General features: G+C 43.5%; 26 protein-coding genes. 1 reads left to right on the forward strand and 25 read right to left on the reverse strand.

Annotated features, from left to right (window positions below):
- Position 1: 1 nt before the first annotated feature.
- The 23 genes from N480_RS01080 to N480_RS01190 all read right to left on the reverse strand — a co-directional run bounded on the left by N480_RS01080 (position 2) and on the right by N480_RS01190 (position 22,725).
- Entirely contained in the window at positions 2-766 is a 765-nt protein-coding gene (locus tag N480_RS01080) for a protein phosphatase CheZ (protein ID WP_063370685.1), read from the reverse strand.
- 21 nt (positions 767-787) lie between these two features.
- A complete protein-coding gene (gene cheY / locus N480_RS01085; RefSeq protein ID WP_010364893.1) occupies positions 788-1,171 on the reverse strand; it encodes a chemotaxis response regulator CheY in 384 nt (127 codons plus the stop codon).
- 47 nt (positions 1,172-1,218) lie between these two features.
- Entirely contained in the window at positions 1,219-1,953 is a 735-nt protein-coding gene (locus N480_RS01090; RefSeq protein WP_063370686.1) for an RNA polymerase sigma factor FliA, read from the reverse strand.
- 2 nt (positions 1,954-1,955) lie between these two features.
- On the reverse strand, positions 1,956-2,816 hold the full coding sequence (locus N480_RS01095) for a MinD/ParA family ATP-binding protein (RefSeq protein WP_023401816.1): 861 nt from the start codon (positions 2,814-2,816) through the stop codon (positions 1,956-1,958).
- Entirely contained in the window at positions 2,809-4,344 is a 1,536-nt protein-coding gene (gene flhF, locus N480_RS01100) for a flagellar biosynthesis protein FlhF (protein WP_063370687.1), read from the reverse strand. The genes N480_RS01095 and flhF overlap by 8 nt, the downstream gene beginning before the upstream one ends.
- Positions 4,345-4,363: 19 nt before the next feature.
- The gene (flhA, locus tag N480_RS01105; protein ID WP_063370688.1) at positions 4,364-6,463 is read right to left on the reverse strand and encodes a flagellar biosynthesis protein FlhA; all 2,100 of its coding nucleotides are present in this window, start codon (positions 6,461-6,463) and stop codon (positions 4,364-4,366) included.
- Positions 6,464-6,521: 58 nt separating this feature from the next.
- On the reverse strand, positions 6,522-7,652 hold the full coding sequence (gene flhB, locus N480_RS01110) for a flagellar biosynthesis protein FlhB (RefSeq protein WP_063370689.1): 1,131 nt from the start codon (positions 7,650-7,652) through the stop codon (positions 6,522-6,524).
- A gap of 9 nt (positions 7,653-7,661) precedes the next feature.
- Positions 7,662-8,441 carry a flagellar biosynthetic protein FliR gene (gene fliR, locus N480_RS01115; RefSeq protein ID WP_063370690.1) on the reverse strand — a complete coding sequence of 260 codons (780 nt, stop codon included), beginning with the start codon at positions 8,439-8,441 and terminating at the stop codon, positions 7,662-7,664.
- A gap of 1 nt (position 8,442) precedes the next feature.
- The gene (fliQ, locus tag N480_RS01120) at positions 8,443-8,712 is read right to left on the reverse strand and encodes a flagellar biosynthesis protein FliQ (RefSeq protein ID WP_063370691.1); all 270 of its coding nucleotides are present in this window, start codon (positions 8,710-8,712) and stop codon (positions 8,443-8,445) included.
- A 1-nt stretch (position 8,713) separates the two neighbouring features.
- Complete coding sequence (gene fliP, locus N480_RS01125) at positions 8,714-9,457, reverse strand: flagellar type III secretion system pore protein FliP (RefSeq protein WP_063370692.1); 744 nt, start codon at positions 9,455-9,457, stop codon at positions 8,714-8,716.
- Between the two features lie 5 nt (positions 9,458-9,462).
- Positions 9,463-9,834: a flagellar biosynthetic protein FliO gene (gene fliO, locus N480_RS01130; RefSeq protein WP_063370693.1), complete on the reverse strand. Its 372-nt coding sequence runs from the start codon at positions 9,832-9,834 to the stop codon at positions 9,463-9,465.
- A gap of 11 nt (positions 9,835-9,845) precedes the next feature.
- A complete protein-coding gene (fliN, locus tag N480_RS01135) occupies positions 9,846-10,241 on the reverse strand; it encodes a flagellar motor switch protein FliN (RefSeq protein WP_063370694.1) in 396 nt (131 codons plus the stop codon).
- A gap of 24 nt (positions 10,242-10,265) precedes the next feature.
- Positions 10,266-11,360, reverse strand: coding sequence for a flagellar motor switch protein FliM (gene fliM, locus N480_RS01140; RefSeq protein WP_063370695.1), 1,095 nt, complete (start codon positions 11,358-11,360; stop codon positions 10,266-10,268).
- A gap of 9 nt (positions 11,361-11,369) precedes the next feature.
- Entirely contained in the window at positions 11,370-11,894 is a 525-nt protein-coding gene (gene fliL, locus N480_RS01145) for a flagellar basal body-associated protein FliL (RefSeq protein ID WP_063370696.1), read from the reverse strand.
- A 46-nt stretch (positions 11,895-11,940) separates the two neighbouring features.
- Positions 11,941-14,220 carry a flagellar hook-length control protein FliK gene (locus N480_RS01150; protein ID WP_063370697.1) on the reverse strand — a complete coding sequence of 760 codons (2,280 nt, stop codon included), beginning with the start codon at positions 14,218-14,220 and terminating at the stop codon, positions 11,941-11,943.
- A gap of 83 nt (positions 14,221-14,303) precedes the next feature.
- Complete coding sequence (gene fliJ, locus N480_RS01155) at positions 14,304-14,750, reverse strand: flagellar export protein FliJ (protein ID WP_063370698.1); 447 nt, start codon at positions 14,748-14,750, stop codon at positions 14,304-14,306.
- On the reverse strand, positions 14,750-16,093 hold the full coding sequence (gene fliI, locus N480_RS01160; RefSeq protein WP_063370699.1) for a flagellar protein export ATPase FliI: 1,344 nt from the start codon (positions 16,091-16,093) through the stop codon (positions 14,750-14,752). Before fliI ends, fliJ begins: the two co-directional genes overlap by 1 nt.
- A gap of 20 nt (positions 16,094-16,113) precedes the next feature.
- A complete protein-coding gene (gene fliH / locus N480_RS01165) occupies positions 16,114-16,932 on the reverse strand; it encodes a flagellar assembly protein FliH (protein WP_063370700.1) in 819 nt (272 codons plus the stop codon).
- A gap of 3 nt (positions 16,933-16,935) precedes the next feature.
- Entirely contained in the window at positions 16,936-17,976 is a 1,041-nt protein-coding gene (gene fliG / locus N480_RS01170; RefSeq protein ID WP_063356978.1) for a flagellar motor switch protein FliG, read from the reverse strand.
- Entirely contained in the window at positions 17,969-19,687 is a 1,719-nt protein-coding gene (gene fliF / locus N480_RS01175) for a flagellar basal-body MS-ring/collar protein FliF (protein WP_063370701.1), read from the reverse strand. The genes fliG and fliF overlap by 8 nt, the downstream gene beginning before the upstream one ends.
- Before the next feature lie 25 nt (positions 19,688-19,712).
- Positions 19,713-20,048: a flagellar hook-basal body complex protein FliE gene (fliE, locus tag N480_RS01180; RefSeq protein WP_063370702.1), complete on the reverse strand. Its 336-nt coding sequence runs from the start codon at positions 20,046-20,048 to the stop codon at positions 19,713-19,715.
- A gap of 164 nt (positions 20,049-20,212) precedes the next feature.
- A complete protein-coding gene (locus N480_RS01185) occupies positions 20,213-21,619 on the reverse strand; it encodes a sigma-54-dependent transcriptional regulator (protein ID WP_063370703.1) in 1,407 nt (468 codons plus the stop codon).
- Positions 21,616-22,725: a sensor histidine kinase gene (locus N480_RS01190; RefSeq protein WP_063370704.1), complete on the reverse strand. Its 1,110-nt coding sequence runs from the start codon at positions 22,723-22,725 to the stop codon at positions 21,616-21,618. Before N480_RS01190 ends, N480_RS01185 begins: the two co-directional genes overlap by 4 nt.
- 226 nt (positions 22,726-22,951) lie before the next feature.
- On the opposite strand from N480_RS01190, the gene N480_RS01195 reads away from it, so the two are divergent.
- Positions 22,952-23,557, forward strand: coding sequence for a DNA-3-methyladenine glycosylase I (locus N480_RS01195; RefSeq protein ID WP_063370705.1), 606 nt, complete (start codon positions 22,952-22,954; stop codon positions 23,555-23,557).
- Positions 23,558-23,571: 14 nt separating this feature from the next.
- On the opposite strand, the gene N480_RS01200 is transcribed toward N480_RS01195, so the two are convergent.
- Positions 23,572-25,011, reverse strand: a complete 1,440-nt coding sequence (locus tag N480_RS01200) for a sigma-54 dependent transcriptional regulator (RefSeq protein WP_063370706.1) — start codon at positions 25,009-25,011, stop codon at positions 23,572-23,574.
- A gap of 149 nt (positions 25,012-25,160) precedes the next feature.
- Entirely contained in the window at positions 25,161-25,949 is a 789-nt protein-coding gene (locus N480_RS01205) for a flagellin (RefSeq protein ID WP_063370707.1), read from the reverse strand.
- Positions 25,950-25,974: the final 25 nt, after the last annotated feature.

The raw sequence follows: 25,974 nt of genomic DNA on the forward strand, positions 1-25,974 counted from the left end.
ATTAGAAACCCAAACTAGATAACAGATCATCAACTTCATCTTGACCAGAGACAACATCATCTCTCTCTTCTGCGTCAATGATTGGCCCTTCAGGACCAGATAGTTCATCAGTGGTTTCAACTACTTCTTGTGGTTTTGGAGCCGCGCTAAGTTGACCCACTTCTGCTGCACCGAATACGGTTAACAGATGTATTAAGCTGTCTTCAACTTCTCTGACAAGTTCAATGACCCGACGAATAACCTGACCAGTTAAATCTTGATAGTCTTGAGCCATTAAAACGTTCGTCATCAACGATTGTAATTCGTCTGTACGGCCTTGCGAAGATTGCATAAAGTCGTTCAAGTCGTGACACAGAGATTTAAACTCTCCAAGCTGTATATCACGACTCATTAACCTATCCCAAGTAGGTTTTATCTCTGAGAGCTCATCAGCTAACTCTTGAGCAAGCGGTAGGCTCGCTTCCACTGCATCCATTGTTTTATTAGCAGCGTTCTCTGTCATTTCCATGACATAATTTAAACGCTGTTTAGCATCTGGAAGGGCCTCTGTGGTTAGATCTGACAAGCGAGTATCTAACTCAAAGTTTTTCAGAGATTCGTGTAATTGACGCGTCAACTTACCGACTTCAGCAAATAACTCAGATTGCTCTTTATTGGTTGCTTCAATTAGTATTTGGTCGGCCTTCTCTTGTTCACCATTCTCAAGATACTCAACAAGTTGTTTCGCTTGTTCTAATGTAATTTGTGGCGCAGAGGATTCTGACATAAGCCTATCCTTAACTCGTTACTAGCCTAAGCGTTCAAAAACTTTTTCTAACTTGGTTTTCAATGTTCCAGCAGTAAATGGTTTTACAATGTATCCATTAACACCAGCTTGTGCAGCCGCAACGATTTGTTCTTTTTTGGCTTCAGCGGTTACCATCAAAACAGGTATATGTTTAAGGCTGTCGTCTGCACGAATAGCTCTTAGCAGGTCGATGCCCTGCATACCTGGCATGTTCCAATCGGTAACAACAAAGTCAAATTCTTGATTTTGCAACATCGGAAGCGCAGTGCTGCCGTCATCAGCCTCTTGAACATTTGTAAAGCCTAAGTCTCTCAACAGGTTTTTGATTATTCTTCTCATCGTAGAGAAATCATCAACCACGAGAATTTTCATGTTCTTATCCAAAACTTCCTCCGGTGAGGTTTGAACCTATAAAAATTATAAAATGTACTCTAATTGATCCAGTCATTAATTTTGGCTCTGAGTTTAATCATTGCCTGACCATGAATCTGACTAACTCGAGACTCGCTCACATCAAGAATGTGGCCAATCTCTTTTAAATTCATTTCATCGTTATAGTACAAAGACAAAACCATCGCATCTCGTTCCGGTAATGTTTTTATTGCATCTATCAACGACTCATTAAAGCGCTCATTCTTAACGTTATTGAATGGTTTGTCTAGCGCTAAATCATTGTCCGCAGGTGAAATTACGTCTTGGTCGACACCTAAGTCTTCTATTCCGATAATTTTACTTGCGTTTACGTCATGTAAAATATGATGGTACTCATCTAAAGGAATATCAAGTTTTTCAGCAATTTCCGTGTCTTTAGGCTCTCGACCTAGAGCAGACTCAAGTTCAGCTATCGCTTCTGCAACTAAACGACTGTTTTTATGAACTGAGCGGGGCGCCCAGTCTCCACGGCGTATTTCATCTAGCATAGCGCCACGAATTCGAATGCCAGCGAAGGTTTCAAAACTCGCACCTTTGCTTGCGTCAAAGTTTTTTGTTGCTTCAATTAGACCAATCATACCTGATTGGACAAGATCATCTAGCTGAACGCTAGCAGGCAATCTGGCTAGCAAATGACATGCGACTTTTTTGACCAAAGGTGTATGACGCTCGACCACTTTATTTAAGTGGTCTGCTGATTGATATCCCGCCATTCGATTGACCGGTGTAGCCATAATTACCCGTTAACTAATTGCTCAATGAAAAACTCTAAGTGCCCCGACGGTTGATGGGGAACAGGCCATTTAACGGCTTTGCTAGCCAATCCTCTAAACGCCACGGCGGCTGGAGAGTTGGGATAGAGCTCTACGATGGTTTTTTGACGCCTTGAAGATTTACGCATATTTTCGTCGAATGGAATCGTCGCTACCAGCTCTAAAGCCACATCCAAAAATCTATCCGTCACTTTAGACAGTTTAGCAAACAATTCTTGACCTTCGCGAAGGCTACGAACCATGTTGGCTACTATTTTAAACTTGTATACGCCATGCTCTCTGCTCAACACTTTGATCAAAGCATACGCATCGGTGATAGAGGTTGGTTCGTCACATACCACTACCATGACGTCCTGCGCGGCACGCGAAAAACTTAATACCATGTCTGAAATACCAGCGGCGGTATCAACTATCAGCACGTCGAAGTCGTTGCTCAGCTCACTGAATGCTCGTATAAGACCTGCGTGCTCAGCTGGGCTTAGCTCTACCATATTCTGGGAACCTGAGGTCGCTGGCACGATTCTAATTCCAGCAGGGCCTTCAACCAAAATTTCGTCGAGTTCACACTCACCTGACAATACATGCGACAAATTGCGCTCGACTCGTAAACCTAGCATCACGTCGCAGTTAGCCAATCCTAGATCGGCATCTAAAACTAAAACTCGATGGCCCTGTTGTCCTAGCGCAATTGCAGTATTCAATGAAACATTGGTCTTACCGACTCCTCCTTTACCACCAGTTACTGCTATTACTTTTACTCCGTGGTTACTTTTTTGGTTCATTTTACGCAGGCCACTTGCTTGATCTAAAACTGTATTAATCATACATTCCTACTGTCTGAGACGCCACTGCTTCACGTCGTGAATGTTGTGCTTTTGTTCTTTTTAAATACAATTGCTCAGCCTTTTTAACTAATTTTTGAGCATTTGCTACACGAATGTCTTCTGGCACTCGTTGTCCGTTCGTAAGATACCCTATTGGCAAGCGATTTTGAATCGCAATACTAATAATCTCGCCCAAACTTAGACATTCATCAAGTTTTGTAAAAATGCAACCGCTTAGATTCACTTTTTTGAAGTGATTCACTGTCTCTTGCAAAACATGCATTTGAGACGTTGCACTCAGTACTAAATAACTGCGAATATCTACTCTTGAACTACGCATCAATGTATTAAGCTGTTCAGTCAAGCGCAAGTCTCTTTGACTCATACCCGCTGTGTCTATTAATACTAGACGCTTATTGCGCAAATGATAAAGAACTTCTGCTAACTCGTTCGCATCTTTAACTTGCTTAACTGGACAGCCAATGATTCTACCATAAGTTGCTAGCTGCTCGTAAGCGCCAATTCTGTATGTATCTGTTGTAATTAATGCTACTTTGTCTGCGCCGTACTTTTGTGCCCCTAATGCAGCCAATTTTGCAACAGTCGTTGTTTTGCCAACACCCGTTGGTCCAACCATGGCATAAACACCACCTTGACGCAAAATATCATTATTTGTGGTGTGCATCTGGTTTACTACCATATTTAGCAATGCATTCCATGCCTCTTTGCGAGATACATCATCAGGAATAAAACATGCCATCTGTTCAGCAACGTCAGCACTAATGCCCATACCTTGTAGTCTATCTACTAAACATGCTCGGGTTGGGTCGCGGCGTTCCATTTCCTGTTTCATTAAGCCCGACAGTTGATATTCAAGCAGCTGACGAATCGCGTTCATCTCATCTCGCATTGAACTCATTTCATCTTGCTTTGGCTCACTTGCGACAGGTTGTGCGTCAAAACCAGATTCAAGATCATCGTCAAAACCCCAGTCAGACGAGATTGGCTCAGGCTGGCGTGCAGGTCGCGCTGTTGGTTGAGCTCTAGAAGCACCCATATTATTTTGCTGATAATCTGACTGCTGAGCTGCTTGATGAAAGTCAGACTGCTGGAAATTGGCTGCTTGCTCTTCTTTAGGTGCAAAAAGGTCACCTGTATCAATACCTGACTGAGAAAACATAGACGCGAGCTCTGGCGAACGAGGTTTAGGCGCTTGGCGCTCTAAAAGCGCTTCGAGACTATCAGCGACTCTAGCTTGAGGCTCAGGTTGGGCACGACGAGCCTGTGGTTTTACTACTCTTGCTGGTTGGCTGTAAGTAGGCTGAGCTTGAGGCGCAGATTCTACATTTGCTTGAGGCGCAGCTTCTTGTGGCTTTGCTGCCACTCTGTCGTTATCGATGGCAGCGACAATCTCTACGCCATCAGCTAACTTTTTGTTCGACATTATCACTGCATCTGCGCCCAACTCATCTTTAACTTCTTTTAAAGCCGTACGCATATCTTTTGCAAAAAATCTTTTAATCTTCATGACTCAGCACCTCGTTCCTCTATTGCCCAACAGAGCTAATAATCTTGATTTGTCTTTCGTCTGGTACTTCCTGATATGACATCACTCTCAAACCAGGGATCGTATGTTTGACAAATCTTGATAAAACACTTCTTAACATACCTGAGGTTAATAAGATGGACGGCTCGCCTAACATTTCTTGCGTTTGATGCGCTTCTCTCAATGAACCTTGAAGTCGCTCTGCAAGACCTGGCTCTATGCCTGCCCCCTCATCACCTGCGTTCTGAAGTGACTGATGCAACATCTGTTCCAACTCAGGCGCCAATGTTATGACAGGTATCTCATCAGCGTTCCCAACTGCGTCTTGAACTATTAATCTGCGTAGTGAAATTCTTACTGCAGCCGTTAATACATCTGGGTCTTGGCTGCGTGGGCCGTACTCAACTAATGTCTGAACAATTGAGCGCATATCTCTTATTGCTACGCCTTCATTGAGTAAGTTTTGTAGTACTTTTACAATTGTCGTCAGTGGAAGAATATCTGGTACCAGACCTTCAACTAAACGAGGATGGCTTTTAGCGAGCATGTCTAGTAAGTTTTGAACTTCCTCATGGCCAAGCAGCAGTGAAGCGTTATTGGTCAATAGTTGACTAATGTGGGTCGCAACAACGGTTGCTGCATCCACCACGGTATAGCCAAGTGAGTGTGCTTCATCTTTTTGGTCAGGTTTAATCCAAACAGCTTCTAGGCCAAAAGCTGGGTCTTTAGTTGCAACACCTTGGATCGGGCCGAAAACCTGACCTGGGTTAATTGCGAGCTCGTCGCCATGCTTTAATTCGCCGTCGCCAGAACCGACACCCATTAAAGTAATCTTGTAGGCGTTTGGATCCAATTCTAAATTGTCACGAATATGTACTGGCGGCACCAAGAAACCGAGCTCTTGCGATAATTTCTTTCTAACACCCTTAATACGGTTTAATAACTCACCACCCTGGGCTTGATCTACTAGTGGGATTAAACGATAGCCAACTTCTAGACCAATTACATCTACTGGCTGTACATCGTCCCAGCCGAGCTCTTTTTGATCCTGCTGCTTGTTTGCAACCTGAGTTCCTTGTGCTTCTTGTTCTGCTTGCTCAGCTGCTACTTTTTCTTTGTGTTGCTTCGAATAGTAGGCCAACCCACCGATGAGGCAGCCAAGTCCTAAAAACGCCACATGTGGCATCCCCGGTACTAAACCCATGACAATCAAAATGCCAGAGGCAATATATAAAGACTTCTCATTTCCAAGTTGCTGTGTTACTTGCTCACCCATATTGTGAGATTCGTTCTGACGAGTAACAACAATCGCGGTACCGATAGAAAGCAATAAAGATGGTAATTGAGCAACTAGTCCATCACCAATGGTGAGCAAAGTGTACACTTCCATCGCACGAGAAAACGTCAGATCGTGCTGTACCATACCAACAAACAAGCCGCCGATAATATTGATTGCTAGGATTACGATACCTGCTATCGCGTCCCCTTTCACAAACTTACTTGCACCATCCATCGAACCGTAGAAATCTGCTTCTCGAGTCACTTCATCTCGTCTTGCTCTTGCATCTTCTGCCGAGATGAACCCCGCATTTAGGTCAGCATCTATCGCCATTTGTTTACCCGGCATAGCATCTAGAGTAAAACGTGCTGATACTTCTGAAATACGGCCAGCACCTTTGGTGATTACAACAAAGTTAATGATAATAAGAATTAAGAATACAACTAAACCAACTGCATAGTTACCACCAATTACAACCGAGCCAAATGCTTCAATTACCTTACCGGCTGCGTCTCCACCGTTATGGCCTTCAAGCAAAACAACTCGCGTGCTCGCTACGTTCAGCGCCAACCTCATGATAGTTGCAATAAGTAAAACGGCAGGGAACATACCGAATTCTAGAGGCTTCATGGTGTAAACGGTTACCAACAACACAACTAACGCAAGTGCGATATTGAATGAAAATAAGATATCTAACAAGAATGGGGGCATGGGTAAAATAACCATACCCAATGCTGCAAGTACCAGTAACGGCGTACCAATACCTTTTGCATAATCTTTTTTGTCTCTATTTATTTGTTGTAGAACCGCTTTAAAATCCATAACTTATCAACTTCAATTTATTGACGCAGATAAGTTAAAGCAATCTTCATTCCAACTATTAGTGTTTCATATCATCTGGAATTGGTAAGTCTTTATTCAGTTCTGTAGGCCTTCTACCCCGACCTTTGTTGAATTTTTTCAGCTGGAATACATAAGCCAGTACCTGCGCAACAGCAGTAAACAACTGCTCTGGGATCTGGTCCCCTACTTCTGTTGTATGATACAAAGAACGAGTAAGCACAGGCGACTCGACAATTGGGACTTCGTTACCTTTCGCGACCTTACGAATTTGCATCGCCAATTCATCAACACCTTTCGCAATTACCATTGGGGCACCTGCTTTTTCAGTGTCATATTTTAACGCCACAGAATAGTGGGTTGGGTTTGTAACTACCACATCCGCGTCAGGCACATCTTGCATCATTCTGCGCTGGGACATTTCACGCTGCGTTCTTCTAATTCGCGCTTTAATTTGCGGGTCACCTTCAGAGTTTTTGTACTCGTCCTTAACCTCTTGAAGTGTCATTTTTAGTTGCTTGTGGTGGTTATAGCTCTGATAAGGCGCATCAATAGCTGAAATAATGATCATCGTGCAACTGAGCGCCAAAAAGATCCAAGCTAATATTTCCAATGAGTGGATAACATTACCAGGGGCTGACTCAATACTGAGATGCAAAATATCGTAAAACATCCACTTGATAAATAAGATGGCAAAGCCTGCAACCAGCACGAATTTCAACACGGATTTAATTAGCTCTACAGCAGCTTGTGGCCCTAACATGCGCTTAATGCCTTTCATCGGTGACATTTTACTCGCTTTTGGCGCAGCAGCTTGCCAGCTAAAATTAAAACCGCCCAACAGCGTATTCCCGATCACTCCAGCTACAAGAATAATTAAAACAAACATTGACATAGGGAAGAACAATTCTGAAAAGGCATCTCCCCACACCGCAAACATTTTAGTCGTATCATAGGTTTCATTGCGGTTTAGTGTCAGCATGCGGCCCATAATGTTGTACAAACCTTTCGCAATGTCCGCGCCATAAAGGATCAATGCCACGGCAGAAAAAATTAATACAAAGGTGGTTCCCAGCTCTTTTGAGCGAGCGACCTGACCTTTCTTTCTGGCATCACTAATCTTTTTTGAGGTGGGTTCTTCGGTGCGTTCTTGACCTGAATCTTCAGCCATTGCTGCCTCCTACACTGTACAGCCAATCAAATCACACATCAGCTCAGTCATTTTAAGCCACTGAAACTCATACTGCAGAGTAAAGTTCCCCATTGTCGCCCAAATAATCGTTAGACCCGCTACAAGTGTAAATGCAAAACCCACAGAAAAGATATTCATCTGAGGTGCTGCTCGTGTCATGATACCAAATGCTAAGTTAATAACTAGCATGGCCGTAAGCGGGGCTAAAGACAGTGATAACGCTGTAGCAAAGAGCCATGAGCCCCATGTTACGATTTTCCAGTAATTGTCGACATGCCACCAATCCCCTGCTATCGGCCAAGACTGAAAGCTAAAAACAATCATCTGAAACATCATCAGATGTCCATTGAAAACAAAAAATAGCAACGTAGCAAGGATCAAATAAAACTGGCCCACAGCCGGTACACTTAGCCCGTTTGAGGGGTCAACTACCGAAGCGAAACCTAGACCTGTTTGCATCGCAAGCACCTGACCTGCAACGATAAATGTATTTAGCAATAACAGAGACGCAAAACCAATCGCAATACCAATGATCATTTCTTGTATGACCACCAATACCATTTGAAAAGAGAAGAGTTCTGTAAATTGAGATTGTGGAATCGCGGGAGCAACAACCAAAGTCACGACAATGGAGAGGCACAGCTTGATCCGTTTCGATACACTTTGCGCACCAAAACCCGCCATTACCATAATCATCGAACTAATACGTATCAGAGGCAGTATAAAGTCACTTAGCCCCTGCATTAATTCTGAAAAAAGAATTTCCATACTAACCCGCGATTTCAGGAATGCGCATGACCATCAGTTTGAAAAAGTCCATTAACTCTTGGGTCATCCAATGGCCACCAACAATAAGAGCTACCAGCGTAATGATAAGTTTCGGTAAGAAGCTCAGTGTTTGTTCGTTAATAGATGTGGCAGCCTGAAACACCGACACGATTAAACCAATAATCAAACCAGGTACCACGATGGCAGCCACCAATTTTATCACCAGAAATAACGAGTCACTTAATATGTCTACAAAAACTTCTGGTTCCATATTACACCCCTAATCCAAAACTTCGGGCCAGGGTCCCCATAACTAGCGACCAGCCATCTACTAAAACAAACAGCATAATTTTAAACGGCAAGGAGACAATCATAGGGGAAAGCATCATCATACCCATTGCCATCAAGACACTGGCGACCACCAGATCAACAATCAAGAACGGGATGAAAAACATAAACCCAATAATAAATGCCGTCTGTAATTCACTGGTTACAAAAGCAGGAATAATCACCACAAATGGTGTGTCTTCAGGACTATCAAGCTTATCGTAACCTGCGATTTTAGCGAATGTCTCTAGATCTTTTATACGGGTCTGCGACAGCATAAACGCCTTTATGGGCTCCTTGGCAGCGTGCAATGCTTGCACTGATGTCATTTCTTCATTTAAATAAGGCTGAACAGCTTCATCATGAATTTTGCTAAAAATCGGAGCCATGATGAAAAAAGTCAAAAACAACGACATGCCAACCAAAATTTGATTTGAAGGAGACTGTTGCAACCCAATTGCTTGACGCAAAATAGCCAAAACCACAATGATACGTGTGAATGAGGTCATCATAATAACCGCAGCTGGAATAAAACTAAGCGCAGTCATTATTGCGAGTACTTGTAAAGTTACTGAGTACTCTTGAGAACCATCAGGGTTAGTCGTCACACTTAATGCTTCAAAACCGTCATTTGCGCTCACTTGGGGTAGAAATACAGCTAAAGCTAAAATTAAAAGGAATCGAAGCATGGTTTTCACTTTTCTTTTTTTATTGGTTGACCCACAAAGCGACTTAACTCTTTAACAAAAGGCGCGGTTTGGTTTTCACTTAATGGGGTTTCTAATTGGTATAAATAGTTAATGTTTTGCGGGGTAACGCCGAGCAGGTGTTGTTTATCATCAATTTCGATTACGAGCAGCCTTTCGCGAGTACCCAAAGGCAAACTACGAATAACTTTGAAATCTTGGTTATTACCCACATTGGGATTGATGCGTTTTACTAACCAGGCTAGGCCAATAATAAGCGCGATGATAGAGATCAGTGACAGTGCAACCGTTACTATCTCCAAACTAGGTCCCTGCGGCTGCGTTGCGGCTGCCGCATTCGTAAATAGTATCCAAGTCATGACTTATTCTACTATCTAAGCTTCTTAATTCGCTCGACTTGGCTAATTACATCGGTGAGTCTGATACCAAACTTGTCGTTGACAACAACCACTTCACCGTGCGCAATCAACGTACCATTTACAAGTACATCAAGCGGTTCACCTGCTACTCTATCCAACTCAACCACTGAGCCTTGGTTTAATTGCAGCAAGTTTCGGATGTTAATTTTCGATCTACCCACTTCCATAGAAATAGTGACCGGAATATCTAAAATAGTATCTAGTTTTCTTTTTTCATCCGCGCTTAAATTCGCATCACTTTCTTCTAGCTCTTCTAACTCTGCAACTTCAGCACTTCCTGGATCAGCATCTTCTGCTTCGGCAAGCGCTGCAGCCCATTCATCCATTGTATCTTGATCATCACTCATGCACTTACTACCTTAAATTCTTGATCACCAATCAAGATCAACACCTTCAGACAGGTGCAGATCTTCTTCTAATTCAGCCAACTCTGCATCTGAATCGAGCTTTTTACCACCTTTGGTAAATACATGTAGCTCAGATTTAACAGACTCAGGACGTTTAATCTTTTCACTTATTTGCAATGCCACATTGTCTCTTGAACGACCCATTTTCGCTCTAAACGTCGGCAGTTCTTCTACAAACACCGTGATATGCTCAGGCATTTCGACTGGGATGATATCACCAGCTTTCAAATCCATAATTTGTTGTAAAGACAAATCAACTTCAAGCAATTGGGTGGACATTTCTACTTCAACGTCCATTATTTCATCACGTAGAGCTTTACTCCAACGTAAATCTGTATCCTCGGTATCTGATTGAACACCCGCATCAAGCAATTCTCTGATGGGTTCCAACATCGAGTATGGCAAGGAAATATGAAAATCACCGCCCCCGCCGTCTAATTCGATATGAAACGAACTGATCACCACCACTTCGGTCGGCGATACAATGTTCGCCATGGCAGGGTTCACTTCTGAATCAAGGTATTCAAAGGACACATCCATTACAGGCGCCCATGCTTCTTTGTAATCCTCAAAGATGATTTTTAAAAGCATTTGTACAATACGACGTTCTGTCGGGGTAAATTCTCGCCCTTCAATCTTAGCGTGATAGCGACCATCACCACCAAAGAAGTTATCAACCAAAATGAAGACCAGTCTTGCTTCCATGGTGATTAGGCCAGTTCCCTTAAGCGGGCGAAACCTCACCATGTTCAAACTGGTTGGCACAAACAAGGTGTGAATGTATTCGCCGAACTTAAGCATCTGAACGCCGTTGATTGAGACTTCAGCGGTCCTTCTCATCATATTGAACAGACTTATTCGCATATGCCTTGCAAAACGCTCATTTACAATCTCGAGCGTCGGCATTCGCCCACGCACAATCCTGTCTTGCGAGGAGAAGTCATACTGGAGGGCATTAGCATCTTCGCCCCCCTCACCAGAGGGAACTTCGTCTTCTTCGACTTCATCGACACCATGTAATAGCGCGTCGATTTCATCTTGTGATAATAAATCGCTCACAGGGGATTCCTACTGCATTACAAAACCGGTAAACAGCACACGTTCGATAACTTTGCTGCCCTCGACACCTTCCATTGCTGCTTGAACTTTGTCTAAAGCAGTCAACCTCAATGTCTCCTTACCTGCACTCGTGCTCAATTCATCTGCGGTTGTGGTAGAGAACACACTTAACAACGTACCTTCGATAAGTGGAATGTGCTTTTTCGTCACTTCTTCGTTTACATCACCACGAACTAACAGTTGAACTTTGATTTGTACAATTCTATCTCTACTGGCACCTGGTACATTGAATACAAACGGTCTCGGCATCGCGACATAGAGCGCGCTTCCCATTTCTGCCGCATTTTGCTCACTCAAGTCCTCTTCAACTACTGTAGACTCTTCAGCTAAAGAAGCTTCCTCCTCCTCACCACCGGATAGTAAAAAGAAGCCTGCAACGCCACCTAATATGACAACAACTGCAGCAATAATAATAATGAGCTTCTTTTTGGATCCACCCGCTTCTTCAATTTCTAAATCGGTTTCTTCAGCCATATGTGCGCTTCTATTAATTTATGTTCTGTCTTAATGATAGCAGTTGTTAAGCATAGTAATCTATTGCCGAATCACTTTGTTTTCTGCTAGTCACTGATTGTTCTTTATTATTTTGCGCTTCACTGGCCTCATTAGCAAGTTTTCCATGACCTTGTTGCTTACCATCATCGTCATTTGAATTTCCTTCAGACTGCTGTTGGATATTGCTTTCTCCTAGTTCAATCCCCTGCTCCTCTAACATTTCTCTCAGCTTAGGCATGGACTCTTCTAGCAATTCTTTAGCTTGTTGGTTTTGCACTACAAAGTTTATTTGTGCCTGCTCTGCATCTGAACGAATTCGAATTTGCATGCTACCTAACTCTGCGGGGTCTAGTCTGATTTCAGCTTCCTTATTATTTAAGTTAATCATCATGTTAACTTTTTCTTGCAGCATTTTAGCAGCGTCATTGCGAGTCAAGTTTAATGCTTGTGCAAGCGCAGGATCTGCCTGTAATTTTACTTGTGAACTGGTTTGCTGCACTGAGGTCTGTTGGTTCTGGCGTGACTGCTCAACCTGCTGAATTACTTGCTCAAATTCTTCTTTGCTCTGAATTTGCTCGTTACCCAAACTGCGAATGGCCTTAAAGACGTTTTCTACATTTTGGCTAGCAGTTTGTCGCTGATTATTACCACTATTTTGCTGCTCCCCCTCAAAATCACTCGGTAACTCCACCTGCTCTTCAGAATTCACTGCAACATCGGCAACAGTTTGTTTGTTTGCCTCTGGCGCTACTTGCTCTTTTACTGGAGCCTTAGTGCTGTTGTACGTGAATTCAGGTTTAGCCACATCATTTTTAACCACAGTTTCAAGCTTATCATTACTCTGCTTGGTACCAGTTATAAGAGCATTCTCTTTATGCTCAGTTTCACTTGTTACTTTACTCGCTGTGCTAGTGCCTTCTTGCGCTATTGAATTAGGCGATTTACCTGTTAGGGCATGATAAAGAGCCGCTTCTTGTTTTTTAGAGGCAGAGTCAGTTGATTTGGTATCATTGAGGCGCTCATTGAGTAACTTCTCTAACTCTTGCTTTTCTTGGGGTGACAAGTTATCGACCATTGCCTTTAACTCTGACACACTCGTCGATTTAACTTCAGTCGCTTTTGGCACGTTTACGAAGTCACTCGAGGCCTGCTTCGGTGTATTTTTTATAATCTCAGCGCCATCAGAGTCAGAGGTTGATGCTGATTCGGTCGGTTTCTCGGTGGCCATTTCGATATTTTTGTTGATATGTGGTTTTGCGACGGCTTCACTCACTGAAGGTTGAGTCATTTTATTGCCTTGTTGGGGGGCGACTGAAGTACGTTCCTTTTGCATCAATTGAGTGATTAAATCTGGCGCCTGTTGCTCACTTTCACTTGCGTTTGGTGTCACTACTTTTGCTTCAACATCAGGGTTGAGCTTTTGACTAGCAACGGGGTTAGATTTTGACTCTTTCTCACTATGTAAGTGCCACTCTCGCTCTTTAGCAACACCGTTTAATGCTTCAGCCTTTACATCAGGTATAGACCGATTGCCGCTTTCTAGCATCTTGGGCTTGTCACTGACCGTTGCCTCACCATCGGTGGGGTCACCAATTGGACCTTCTGAATATCGCGGTCCTGTGGGCACTGGCGTGACGACTTCACCTTGTCCTGGTAGCTGTTTGGAAGAGTTTCCAACCTCTACATTCACATGTTTTGATTCAGCTTTTACAGAGTCATTCGGCATACTTTCGGCAGTCTCATTACCCAATTTCTTGTCTTGAACAACGATTGGACCAATTAAATCAATCGGACCTTTTTTGCCACTTTTTACAGGTAACTCATCGATCTTTTCTGCACTGCCAAGGTGATCTTTCAATGCTTGCGGTACTGGCGCTAAATGATGTTCCACATCAGTTTTTTGATTATTTGCCGCGTTGATCTGAGACAGTAATGTGTCTGGGTTAGGCGTAGAGCTAGCCTTTGACGCCTCATTAGTTGTTTCGACCTTTAAAACAACATCAGGACCTTGATTAGATTTAGGTAGATTTGAGTCATCAAGCTGTAAAGGCTCATCTAACCCTTTTGGCAAAGGTCGTTGAGTACCTTGCTGCGTCTCACTTGCTCGCGTTTTTTCTGCACTGGCTTCTTGCTTTGTTAATTCTTCTTGATCAGCTTCTTTCTGTATCGCAGCTTTTGCATCTTCTCGCTCGCTGGCCTCTGCCAACATCGCCATAAACCCTCTTCCATCAGAGCTTTCTTCAACCTGCCTATCCTGCGGTGAAACAGTGCTGTTTAATCCAACGTCCAATGAAACATTAACCATATTCTCACCTTTTAGTGTGGCAATCGAACGCCGCTTGCCTACTTATAACTCTATTATTTCGTAAAAATGCAATTTTTAAGCCATTAATTAGCCAACTTGCGTCTCATAAAGATGTTTGTTGCAAATTCATCGAGCATTTTCTGCTCTGCTTTTGCTAATCGTTTTTGTTTTTCAAGCTCTTTTTTCTCTATCAGCTTTGCAATGGCTTTCACTTTAGCCTGTTGAGCCAGCCACAGCTTACGCCGCTGCTCCACGACCCTTTTTGCCGTCGCAACTGTATTTGCCTGCTGCTTAATGGCTTCTTCAATTTTGTTAATAAAGCTGTGATACTGTGAAAAGCCACTACTACTTAGCCCTTGTAACGCTTTATTGTGCAGTTGTTGCGAGTACTCCAAACGAAAGTCATTTAACCCTTTCAACTTTTGCTGATTGTCATGCAAGCTCCGTTCAGCTTGAACAAAATTCACTCTCAGACCATCTTCTTTATCTGATTCGAGTTTATGTAACAGTGCAAGTTTGGTTTCTGCCATTAGCCTTGTCCTAATAGTTGCGCTAGACCCTGTAAGCACTCATCGTAGTTAAGTACTTCTTTCATGCCTTGCTGTAAAAAGCCATTCACACTTGGCATCATCGCAATCGCTTGATCTAGCATGGGGTCGCTCCCCTGCTGATAAGCGCCCAAAGTTATCATGTCCTTGTTTTGTTGGTACATGGAGTAAACCTGTTTCAATACTCTGGCTTGTTGCATATGTGCATCCGATACAACTTGCGGCATGACACGTGAAATGGACTTTTCAATATCGATCGCTGGATAATGACCGCTATCTGCTAAGTCTCGAGACAGTACAATATGGCCATCTAAAATCGCCCTCGCGGAATCGGCGATAGGGTCTTGCATATCGTCCCCTTCACTCAAAACAGTAAAAAACGCGGTAATAGAACCCTGCCCCTCTCCTCCGTTACCAGCTCTCTCTACAAGCGCTGGTAGCTTGGCAAACACCGAAGGTGGATAGCCTTTTGTTGCAGGAGGCTCGCCAACTGCTAATGCTATCTCACGTTGAGCCATGGCATAACGGGTTACTGAGTCAAGCAGTAACAGTACATTTAGCCCCTGATCTCTAAAGTATTCTGCAATTGTCACTGCACTTTCGCACCCCTTCAATCGCATTAGAGGGGAAGCATCTGCGGGAGCTGCTACGACCACTGAGCGTCGTCGCCCCTCGGCACCGAGTATTTCATCAATAAACTCTTTTACTTCTCGACCACGTTCGCCAACCAACCCCACTACAATGACATCGGCTTCACTTCCTCGGGTCATCATGCCTAATAGAACGGACTTACCGACACCACTTCCTGCGAACAATCCCATCCGCTGCCCTTGGCCCACGGTGATTATCGAATTAATAGCTCTTACCCCTACATCCATCGGCTCACTGATAGGACGCCTTGCGAGTGGGTTAATCGGTGCTTGTGCAAACTTTAATCTAGTATCGGCTTGAATTGCTCCGAGGCCATCTAGAGGGCGACCGAGCCCGTCTACGACACGCCCGAGTAGTCCCATGCCAACGGGTAAACCAGACTCTTTTACTTGAGGAATTACTCTGGCACCGGGGAGCACGCCAGAAATGTGATCATTTGGCATCAGGTACAAAATATCATCATTGAAGCCGATGACTTCGGCATCTACAAAACCATTGATTGTTTCGATTTTACACTGGCTTCCCACAGCGGCGTTTAAACCCTTTGCTTCAAGGGTTAGCCCTACAACACGAGTTAGGCTGCCAGCAACGGCAACCCCATAAGGTTGGATATGTTTTTGATACGAACTAATTCTTTGCGCTAGTGGCTGATGTTGAAGCTCAGTTTCTGTCATGAATATTGAAGCGATAAATACTAGATACCGCTATCATGCAAAAACTTCTCCAATATTTCGGTTATGCGGTTTTTAACGGTCAGATCTATCGATGAAATTGGCGATTTAATTTCACATCCACCGCGTTCCAACGTCGGCTCAGGGATCAGTTGCCACCTTTGTTTTGCTAACATCTCGCTGCCGTAGGCTTCTTCTACAAGCGTTAAATCTTCTGGGTGTAGATGAACTTTTAGTTGCACCTCTGCAATGGGCAGCGCATCTAAACCTTTTTTAAGTGCTTGAAGGATTAGATCAGGGCTTGTTTTCAATTCATGAAATGTGATTTGTTGTGTCAATAAACTGACAAGGTGAATAAGTTGCTTTTCACACGCTTCATCTACTTGTTGCAATGGCTCATTTATCTTGTCGACAAGGGACGATAGCATTTGCAAGCGCTCTTCAATAAGTGGCTTCGCATCCTCTATACCTTGCAGTTTACCTGCTTCAATCCCCTCTTTGAGCCCTGCTTCATTACCTTCTTTAGCGCCTTTCTCAAAACCTTCGATATAACCTTGTTCGTGTCCCTGCTTCAATCCTTCATCGTAGGCATCTTGGCGGATCTGCTCGAGTTCCTCCAGTGTCAGAGTTGGTATTTCTGCCTCAACGGTTTCTGGTTCAGTTTGGCGCTCCGTTTTCGTATACAGCTCTTCAAGTGGCGTACCCATTGCAGTTGAGCGACCAGATAAACCACTCAGGTCTTCTTTTACATCAGGAATATCCCAGTCTTCAAGGTGCTCAAGTAATGCATCAACAGCTTCACCGTGAACAGGTTTCCCCCGATATAACTTTGGTTCAGACATAATTTACAGGAACTCCTCACCACCGCCGCCACCCAGCATGATTTCACCAGAGTCAGCAAGTCGTCTGGCGGTCGCTAGGATTTCCTTCTGCGCAGCTTCGACTTCACTAATACGAACAGGTGGCATCGCTTCTAAGTCGTCCGCCATCATTTCTGCTGCACGTTTCGACATGTTACTTAAAATCTTGTCTTTTAATGAATCGTCAGCACCTTTAATCGCTTTCATCAGTACATCTTGCTGTACTTCACGAAGGATGGCCTGAATACCTCTATCTTCGACATCCATTAAGTTCTCAAAGACAAACATCAAGTCTTGAATTTGCTGTGACATTTCTTCATCGTGTTCACGAATTGAGTCCATTAACTGCCCTTCAACATTTGTATCCAGGTAGTTCATAATATCTGCAGCGGCTTTAAGGCCACCCATCTTCGCAGCTTGCGCACCGGCTTGACCCGCAAACTGTTTCTCCATAATCTCATTTAGCTCTTGTAGTGCCGCAGGTTGTACTTCTTCTAAATTGGCAATACGCATTGTTAAGTCAAGCCTTACCTTCTCTGTAAACTGAGAAAGGATCTCTGCTGACTGCTCTGGTTCCAGATAAGACAATACGATTGTTTGGATCTGCGGGTGCTCATTACGGATAATATTAGCAACCTGCTTGGAGTCCATCCATTTAAGAGAATCAAGGCCTTTCGCACCTGATCCCATAACAATTTGATCGATAAGACTCGCAGCTTTGTCCTCACCGAGTGCAGCGGTAAGGGCCTTTTTGATAAAGTCTTCAGATTGAAAACCGATTGTACTAAAGCTTTGGATTTGCTCAATAAATAGGTTATGTACTGCACTGATTTTAGACTGAGATAAATCATCTATTGCAGCCATTGCCATACCGACTTTCTGTACTTGCTTCGGCTCAAGGTGTTTTAATATCTGCGCTGCATCTTCTTCCGTTAGGCTAAGCAGCAAGATGGCGGCCTTATCGACCCCATCTAACTTCTCAACATCGAAAGCTGGCGGCAGTTGTTTTTGTTCTTCATCACTCATCTTCAGTTAACCACGCTTTGACCACTTGTGAAGAAAGCTCTGGTTCATTCGCCACGAGTGCACGAACCGCTTTCAGTAGATCTTCATCTCCATGTAAGTCTGGCAATTGTAATGTACCATCGGAAGAGAAGCCAACAGCAGATTCATCAAAGTCATTACTTAGCATGTCAAGTGTACTATCGCCTAAGTCAACACCAGCAGTTAATGCATCTTCATCATAGTCTTCTAGTGTATCATCTGGGTATATCAGTCTCTTCAGCATAGGGCGAACTACAGCCATAATCAATACAATGATTACCAAAGCCCCTGCTGCTAACCTTACAACCTTCATGAACCACTCTTGCTCCCATAAAGGCATTTCTGACGCTTCTAAGATATCCTCACGCACAAATGGGACTGTTACGACCTCTAATGCATCTCCGCGCTGCATGTCGAAACCTACACCACCTTGTAAAAGTCGACGTATATTATTTAATTCTTCCTGCGAACGAGGCGTCATAGCCATATTGCCTTCAGCATCAGGTTTAGCAACATAATCAACAGCCACTGATACACTGATACGGCGGATCACACCTGTTTGCTGGCGTTTATGCGAGATAGTCGTATCTAGCTCATAGTTACGTGTTGCTTCTTTTTGCGAACGTGTTGGTGTCGTGCCTTTGCCACTGCCACCAGCACCTGCAATTTCTGGAATATTGGAGTCTACCGGCGGTTGGTTCGTCAATGCACCAGGAATACCTGCGGTGATACCGCCTATATTGCTTTCCTCGAACGTAGTTTCACTTCTTACTGCTGGTAAATCAGGGTTAAAGCGCTTCTGTGTTTCTTCAATCGCACTGAAGTCCATCGTTAAGTCGACCTGAGCAGTAAAGTTACCTAAACCAACAACTGGGATCATGATGCTGTCGATTTTCGATAAATATTCAGACTCACGTTTACGTTCGATTTCATACTCTTTGCGAGAGCGTGCAGCCAAGGAGTCCTGAGATCCCGAATTTAAAAGGCGACCATTTTGATCGGTGACTGTAACGCGTGACGGTTCAAGCCCTTGAACGGCAGAAGCAACGATATCAACGATTGAATCCACCTCTTCACCATCAAGTGTACGACCGCGCTTCATGGTTAGTACAACCGTTGCAGAAGGTTTTTTCTCACGACGAGCAAATACATTCTCTTTTGGAATTGCCAAAAGCACTTTTGCTCTGTTGATATCTTGCAACTCTTCAATGGTTCTCGCGAGTTGCTGTTCACGGCTGTGCTTAAGTCTCTCTCTTTCAAGACGTTGACTGACACCAAAGCCCATGTCTTGCATCAAAATATCTGTGCCTGACGATGGTGATTGCGAAAAGCCGTCTCGGGCCATTTTTAATTTGATATTTTGATAATCCGTTTCCGCAACCATGATGGTGTTACCATCTAAGTCATAGTCGATTTTTTGAGCATCTAAAAAATCGAGTGTCTGAACCAGCTCATCAGTTGGATACTGACCTAGTGGGCGCATATCTGGTTGACGTGCCCAGATAATTATAAATACAGCGATTGCTAAACATATTGCCAGTGCGATTACGAGCGTAACTTGACGTAGCATATCAACGCCGCTTAAAGCACTGAAATAACCAGATTTTTGCTCTTGCTGTGTTTCAGCACCTTCAGCGACTGCTCCTGCTGGACCATCTGAAAGTGCTAAATCTGTCGATTGATTTGTAGCCACAGTTACTCTCCACTAACTCTCTGAATTACACCGGCATGCTCATGATATCTTTATAAGCTTCAACAAGCTTATTACGCACCTGAACCGTCGCTTCGAAAGCTACAGATGACTTGTTTTTTGCAATCATAGCTTCTGCCAACGAGACGCTTCTATCACCCATCTCAACCGCAGTTACTTTTGCCTTTGTATCTCTTTGCAAATCAGCAACGTTATTCAATGCATTTGAAAGTATATCGCCAAACTGCGCACTCGATGTAGCGGCTGTCGCCTGAGCTGGTACTTTAGTCTCTGGCTGGATTCTACCTGCTTGAGAGGCCATAGACTGCATTTCTTGATATAAACTGGTGTTTTGAATTTTCATATTGCTCACCCTGTGAGATTACATATGAATAGATAAAAGCACTTTTCGTGCCAATTTTTAATTCATTATAATCAACAACTTAAAAGGCGGTGAGCAATACTAATGGGAAGACAGAATTTTGACAGGAGAATAATTGGCCAAGCTGAACTTGGCCAATTTATTATTTATGCAGGAACTGGCAAACCTAAATCTCTCATTTTAGCCAGTTTATATCTCAGGGTTCTTGGGCTAATACCTAGAATCTCTGCAACATCTTTTCTTTTACCATTACAGCGGGTCAAGGTATCAAGAATAATTTGATGCTCTTTATCTTGTAACTCTTCTTTATAACTTAGCGCATCACCCTGCGTTGAACTCGCACTACTTTCGGTCAAACTCACATAAGGTGATACATCTAACTCAACTGGGCTGCTTGACGGTGCCACCGCTATACTTAGCTCTACCGGCTCAAAATTTTCAATAAATATATCTGTATCAGCAACTTCACTACCCTGTTGTAAAATTAACGCTCTTTGTACAACGTTTTCAAGTTCCCTTACATTACCAGGCCAAGCATGCTGCAATAACTTTTCTTGCGCTCCTGTTGATAATTGAGGTGTAGGCTGTCCAGACTTTTGACAATGCCTTTCCATTAAATGGCTTGCGAGTGGAACAATATCCGCAGCTCTGTCTTTCAAAGGCAACCAAGTCAACGGGAAGACATTTAATCGATAATATAAGTCTTCTCTGAATTTGCCCTCAGCAACGGCTTCTTTGAGATCTCGGTTACTGGTCGCCAATACACGCACATCTAATTCGATTGTTTTACGACCACCCAGTCTTTCGACTTCTCGCTCCTGTAAAACACGCAGCAATTTAGCTTGTAACCCCAGATCCATCTCTGTAATCTCATCAAGCAAGATAGTCCCTTTTTGCGCCTGCTCGAATTTACCCGGACACGCTTGAATAGCACCGGTGAATGCGCCTTTTTCATAACCAAATAAAGTCGCTTCTAGCATATTCTCAGGAATCGCCGCACAATTAATGGCAACAAATGGCTCACTGCTTCTCTCTGAGCTGTCGTGAATATATCTTGCAAGTACCTCCTTGCCAGAGCCACTAGGGCCTAACACCATAACACTGGCATCGGATTGCGCGACTTTTTTGGCCAGCGTTAACAGCTGTAAGCTTTTCACATCAGCTACGATGGGCCCTTCAGTCTCTTTTTCCTTCTCCGGCATGTAGCGGCTGACCATGTTCAGCAATACTTCTGGTGCAAACGGCTTTGCCATATAGTCAATAGCGCCGAGCCTCATTGCTTCAACAGCATCATCAATGGTGGCGTATGCAGTCATCATTAAAACAGGCAAGTTTGGATAATTGAGCTTAATGCTCTTGAGCAAATCGATGCCGCTCATTTGCCCCATTTGCACATCGCTAACCACCAAAGAAAAGCTTTGTTGCTTGAGTAACACCATCGCTTGCTCTGCACTATCCGCCTCAACACATTCAATACCAGCAAGCTCTAAAGTATCTAAGAGTGCTTCGCGTAAACCTGCGTCATCTTCAACGACTAGAATTTTATTACTCATACGACCTCCTGAAGCTGAGTGTGTTGAGAAATCGGTAATAGCATGCTAAAACACGCTCCTCCGCTTGGCATGTTATCTACTTCAACACGCCCTTTATGTGAATTGGCCACTGAGCTGACAACTGCCAGCCCAAGACCCGTACCTTGTGATTTGGTTGTAAAAAACGGTTCAAATAATCTGTCAGCTTGAGACAAATCTACCCCAGGGCCATTGTCACTTACAGAAATTCTTACTTGCTCGTCTTGTGTTTCTCGGGCCGCCCGCAGCGTTATTTTTGCACCCGGTCCAATCACTTGAACACTGTTGTGGATCAAGTTCTGGATTGCACTTGCAAGTGCCGTTTTATTACCAATAATTTCAATGTCTGGCTCCGGTAAAATGACTTCCATCGCCGCGCTATTCAATGACAACATCGCATCTGCGCCAACTTTGACTTCATTCAGTAACTGTTGCATCGAAACTCGCTCTACAACTTGCTGTTCGCCACTTTTGGCAAATAACAACATGTCATTCACTTGGCTTTCTAAATCTTTGAGGCGAGACATGAGTTTGTTATGAAACTTTTCTCTAGACGGCGTTGGCAAATTCGCACTGCCTAAATTTGCACCGTAAAGCATTGCGGCAGAGAGCGGAGTACGTACTTGGTGCGCCAATGACGCAACCATTTTGCCAAGTGCACTCAATCTTTGCATATGCGCGACTCTCGCTTGTAATTTGCGCGTTTCGGTTAAATCGGTCATTAATATTAACTGACCTGGTTCAGGCGTCAGTGCCGTGATCTCCAACTTGATGAGCCTACCATCTCGTAAAGACACCTCATGACCATCATCTTGTTGCGGACTAAAAGAGCGCTGAATAATGTTAAACCACTTTTCACCCTCTAATGGTTCACCAAGCATATCTTTGGCGATTTGATTCGCCTTTGCGATCATGCCCTGTCCATCTAGTACAACAACACCTGCAGGCATTGTATCGACCAAATGACTCAGCCAGCTCGCTTGCTGCCTCAGGTCGCTCAGTTCACCAACATACGCCTCTTGCAGCAAACAAGGGTTAAATTGGTTTTCTGGCACAAATTGTGGATTTATCACTTTCGCTAACGCCATGACACTACTCTCATGAATCTTCCTAATGCTGATAAAGCAACCACTGTGCCAATTTTATTTTTATAAATATTTCATGAAGTTAACTTAATAAAAAACACTACCAAAACTTTGACACTGTATTTTTATACAGATATAAAATATAGTTTATCTAGAATTATTGTTCACTTATGGCCTGCGTTTTACGTGCAGGGGTCGATTATTTGACAGACACAAAAAAGGAGCCGCTATGTGCACTAGGTGCTTATGGCTGGATGCTAGCAAACCAGACTACGTTGCTTATCATGATGAAGAGTGGGGCGTGCCTATTTGGCACGACAATAAGCTTTTTGAGTTTATTACGCTTGAGTCAGCTCAAGCAGGGCTAAGCTGGTACACAATTTTGAAAAAAAGAACGCATTACCGAACTGCTTTTAATGAATTTGATGTCAAAGCAGTGGCTAAAATGACCGAAGCAGATGTTGAGCAACTCATGGACAACCCAGGAATTGTCCGCAATAGAGCAAAAATCAAAGCGACTATAAATAATGCTCAACGCTTTATAGAAGTACAACAAGAATTCGGTAGCTTTGCCAAGTATCAATGGGGCTATGTTGATTTTGAGCCTATTATCAACGACATTCGAGGGAAAGAAGACTATCCAGCTACCAGTGAAATTAGTGAGCGCTTTGCAAAAGATTTAAAAAAGAGAGGATTTAAGTTTTTAGGTCCGACGACTGTTTACGCACACATGCAAGCCAGCGGTATGGTAAATGATCACGATAACGACTGCTTTAGAAAGCAGCCATTGATTGAACATGCAAAGTCTCTCGACCTGAGAGCTCTGTTGAACTAGCCAATCTGAACCGATTAATCTCGGTTCAGATTATACTTTTTCATTTTTTCTACAAGCGTAGTACGTCTAACGCCCAATATTTCAGCAGCACGTGCAACAACATAGTCGTACCTTTCCAATGCTTGAGTGATTAAACTCACCTCTAGCTCCGCTAGATAGTCCTTTAATTCAATTCCCTCATCAGGCAACAAACCGAGCAGTGGTTGCTCAGTAACATTGTCTATCTCATCTTCTTCATCAAAGTCACTGAAGCCACCACTAAACAACTCGTTAAAGGCATCTTTTTCCAGTAACTCTTCCGGATATTCCGGCTCGAACGCCTCAACTTCAATGTATCGGTACTTGGTTGGCAAATCGGTGACGTCAACTAACTTTTCAGGAAACATGATGGCCATGCGTTCAACCAAATTGGCCAACTCTCGAATATTACCCGGCCAAGCATGTGCTTTAAGGCTCTCAATAGCTCGGTCGGTAAACTTAACCCCTTTATTACCTTGTTCAGTCACTCGGCGGAGCAACTCTTTAAGTAACAATGGAATGTCGTCTACACGCTGGCTTAATGACGGGTTCTCGATAGGAAACACATTGAGTCGATAAAATAAATCTTCACGAAACTTGCCCGTTTCAATCATTTCTTCGAGGTTGCGGTGTGTGGCCGCAATCACACGTACATTAGCTTGAATAGGCTTAGTACCGCCCACTCGCTCATAACTGCGCTCTTGCAACACCCTTAATAATTTAACCTGCATTTGTAAAGGCATGTCACCAATTTCGTCCAAAAATAGGGTGCCATTTTGAGCTAGTTCAAATCGCCCTTTACGAGCCGATATTGCCCCCGTAAACGCCCCTTTCTCATGACCAAACAATTCACTTTCAAGCAACTCTCCGGGGATAGCACCACAATTTACTGGTACAAATGGGCCTGAGGAACGATTTGACAATAAGTGAACGTTTCTAGCTACCACTTCTTTACCGGTACCGGACTCCCCTAGAATGAGGACATTGGCATCGGTTTGAGCAACCTGAGAAATTAAAAATCGAACTTCTTTCACGGCTTCGGTATCACCGACTAGGCCATCAAACGCTCTAGCATCTTTATTCTGCCCACTTTGCCCAGGCAGTAGACTTAAATACTGCTGACAGTCATGTAACAACTGCATCGTGACGTCATGACTAAATGGCTCACTAATTAAGCCAATTACATTCGCTAGCGACATCAAAGGTCGAAGTGTTTCACCCACAAGGATAAAAGGTTGAGCTGGTAATTTTTTAATATGGTGCTCGTGATCCAATCCATTTAGTGCACCAAGTACAATTGTACATTCTTGATATTTTTTGACCAACTCTGGGGTAAATTCTGACTCCGCAGTTACTTTTGCAGCCTGCCCGCAAAATGTCAGTGCTGCAGCTAATCCAGAAGCACGATTATTGTTGTTATCGATGATCAGTATCATTTGGACTGGATCCAAGTGTTTTTATAAGTCTATAGGAGAGATTGTAAGGGAGTATGTAAGGGATGCAATACCTAAGTGGCGATTTATTGACATAAACGCCAAATAAATGCCACTCAGTATGTTTTGTATCAATACAAAAGCATTAATTTTTACTGCAAAAGGCTCAAAACGGACGAAGCAGACTGGTTTGCTTGACCTCTAAGTGCAATTGACGTTTGCGACAAAATATCATTTGCTGTTTTTTCTGCCGTTGCTTGCGCAAAATCCGTATCAGCGATTCGACTTTGGCTTTCAGCAATTCTGTCGCTTTGATTACCAAGACCTCTAATCGTGCTGTCCAACGTATTTTCAAATGCACCAAGTTGTGCTCTTTGAGAGTTAACATCTTTTGAAACTTGATCAGCTGCCGTGATTGCCGCCTGAGCGCCAGCCTGCGTCGATACGTCAACACTTAGTATACCTGCTGCAACCGTACCGTCCGTTGGCGTAAAGCTTTGCGTAGTATTTGCATCAGGACCAACCTGAAAGCTAGTCTGTTGACCATCAAATAAAGGGTCACCACCAAATGTTGTATTTTCAAACGTTTCGGTGATTTGCGATTGAAGTTGGGATACTTCATCTTGCAACGCTTGTCTATCACTATCAGACAATGCACCGTTTCCAGCTTGAATAGAGAGCTCTCTAATACGGCCAACCGCATCGTTAACACCTGACAGTGCGGAATCAGCAGTTTGAGAGTAAGAAATTCCATCATAGGCGTTTCTTACAGACTGATTTAAACCGTCTTGTTGAGATGTCAGTCGGTTAATAATTTGAAGCGCCGCAGCGTCGTCAGCTGCTGAGTTCACCTTTTTACCCGTCGCCAACTGTTGGTTCAATTTATTGTTGGTTTGTTCTGTACGGTTAAAAAAAGAATTACTTGGCGAATTAATTTGCATCACACTCTCCAGTCTAGTGCTCGTA

The organism is Pseudoalteromonas luteoviolacea S2607, from assembly GCF_001625575.1.
Classification (GTDB): Bacteria; Pseudomonadota; Gammaproteobacteria; order Enterobacterales; family Alteromonadaceae; genus Pseudoalteromonas; species Pseudoalteromonas luteoviolacea_E.

What these genes read in the sequence shown, in the direction of transcription:
- fliO (WP_063370693.1), bottom strand. Translation starts at nt 9,834, where the DNA reads ATGACTTGGATACTATTTACGAATGCGGCAGCCGCAACGCAGCCGCAG.
- fliN (WP_063370694.1), bottom strand. Translation starts at nt 10,241, where the DNA reads ATGAGTGATGATCAAGATACAATGGATGAATGGGCTGCAGCGCTTGCC.
- fliJ (WP_063370698.1), bottom strand. Translation starts at nt 14,750, where the DNA reads ATGGCAGAAACCAAACTTGCACTGTTACATAAACTCGAATCAGATAAA.
- fliI (WP_063370699.1), bottom strand. Translation starts at nt 16,093, where the DNA reads ATGACAGAAACTGAGCTTCAACATCAGCCACTAGCGCAAAGAATTAGT.
- fliG (WP_063356978.1), bottom strand. Translation starts at nt 17,976, where the DNA reads ATGAGTGATGAAGAACAAAAACAACTGCCGCCAGCTTTCGATGTTGAG.
- flhF (WP_063370687.1), bottom strand. Translation starts at nt 4,344, where the DNA reads ATGAAGATTAAAAGATTTTTTGCAAAAGATATGCGTACGGCTTTAAAA.
- fliQ (WP_063370691.1), bottom strand. Translation starts at nt 8,712, where the DNA reads ATGGAACCAGAAGTTTTTGTAGACATATTAAGTGACTCGTTATTTCTG.
- flhA (WP_063370688.1), bottom strand. Translation starts at nt 6,463, where the DNA reads ATGGATTTTAAAGCGGTTCTACAACAAATAAATAGAGACAAAAAAGAT.
- fliP (WP_063370692.1), bottom strand. Translation starts at nt 9,457, where the DNA reads ATGCTTCGATTCCTTTTAATTTTAGCTTTAGCTGTATTTCTACCCCAA.
- N480_RS01190 (WP_063370704.1), bottom strand. Translation starts at nt 22,725, where the DNA reads ATGGCGTTAGCGAAAGTGATAAATCCACAATTTGTGCCAGAAAACCAA.
- N480_RS01205 (WP_063370707.1), bottom strand. Translation starts at nt 25,949, where the DNA reads ATGCAAATTAATTCGCCAAGTAATTCTTTTTTTAACCGTACAGAACAA.
- N480_RS01185 (WP_063370703.1), bottom strand. Translation starts at nt 21,619, where the DNA reads ATGAGTAATAAAATTCTAGTCGTTGAAGATGACGCAGGTTTACGCGAA.
- fliH (WP_063370700.1), bottom strand. Translation starts at nt 16,932, where the DNA reads ATGTCTGAACCAAAGTTATATCGGGGGAAACCTGTTCACGGTGAAGCT.
- flhB (WP_063370689.1), bottom strand. Translation starts at nt 7,652, where the DNA reads ATGGCTGAAGATTCAGGTCAAGAACGCACCGAAGAACCCACCTCAAAA.
- N480_RS01195 (WP_063370705.1), top strand. Translation starts at nt 22,952, where the DNA reads ATGTGCACTAGGTGCTTATGGCTGGATGCTAGCAAACCAGACTACGTT.
- N480_RS01090 (WP_063370686.1), bottom strand. Translation starts at nt 1,953, where the DNA reads ATGGCTACACCGGTCAATCGAATGGCGGGATATCAATCAGCAGACCAC.
- fliL (WP_063370696.1), bottom strand. Translation starts at nt 11,894, where the DNA reads ATGGCTGAAGAAACCGATTTAGAAATTGAAGAAGCGGGTGGATCCAAA.
- N480_RS01150 (WP_063370697.1), bottom strand. Translation starts at nt 14,220, where the DNA reads ATGGTTAATGTTTCATTGGACGTTGGATTAAACAGCACTGTTTCACCG.
- N480_RS01080 (WP_063370685.1), bottom strand. Translation starts at nt 766, where the DNA reads ATGTCAGAATCCTCTGCGCCACAAATTACATTAGAACAAGCGAAACAA.
- fliR (WP_063370690.1), bottom strand. Translation starts at nt 8,441, where the DNA reads ATGGAAATTCTTTTTTCAGAATTAATGCAGGGGCTAAGTGACTTTATA.
- fliE (WP_063370702.1), bottom strand. Translation starts at nt 20,048, where the DNA reads ATGAAAATTCAAAACACCAGTTTATATCAAGAAATGCAGTCTATGGCC.
- N480_RS01095 (WP_023401816.1), bottom strand. Translation starts at nt 2,816, where the DNA reads ATGATTAATACAGTTTTAGATCAAGCAAGTGGCCTGCGTAAAATGAAC.
- N480_RS01200 (WP_063370706.1), bottom strand. Translation starts at nt 25,011, where the DNA reads ATGATACTGATCATCGATAACAACAATAATCGTGCTTCTGGATTAGCT.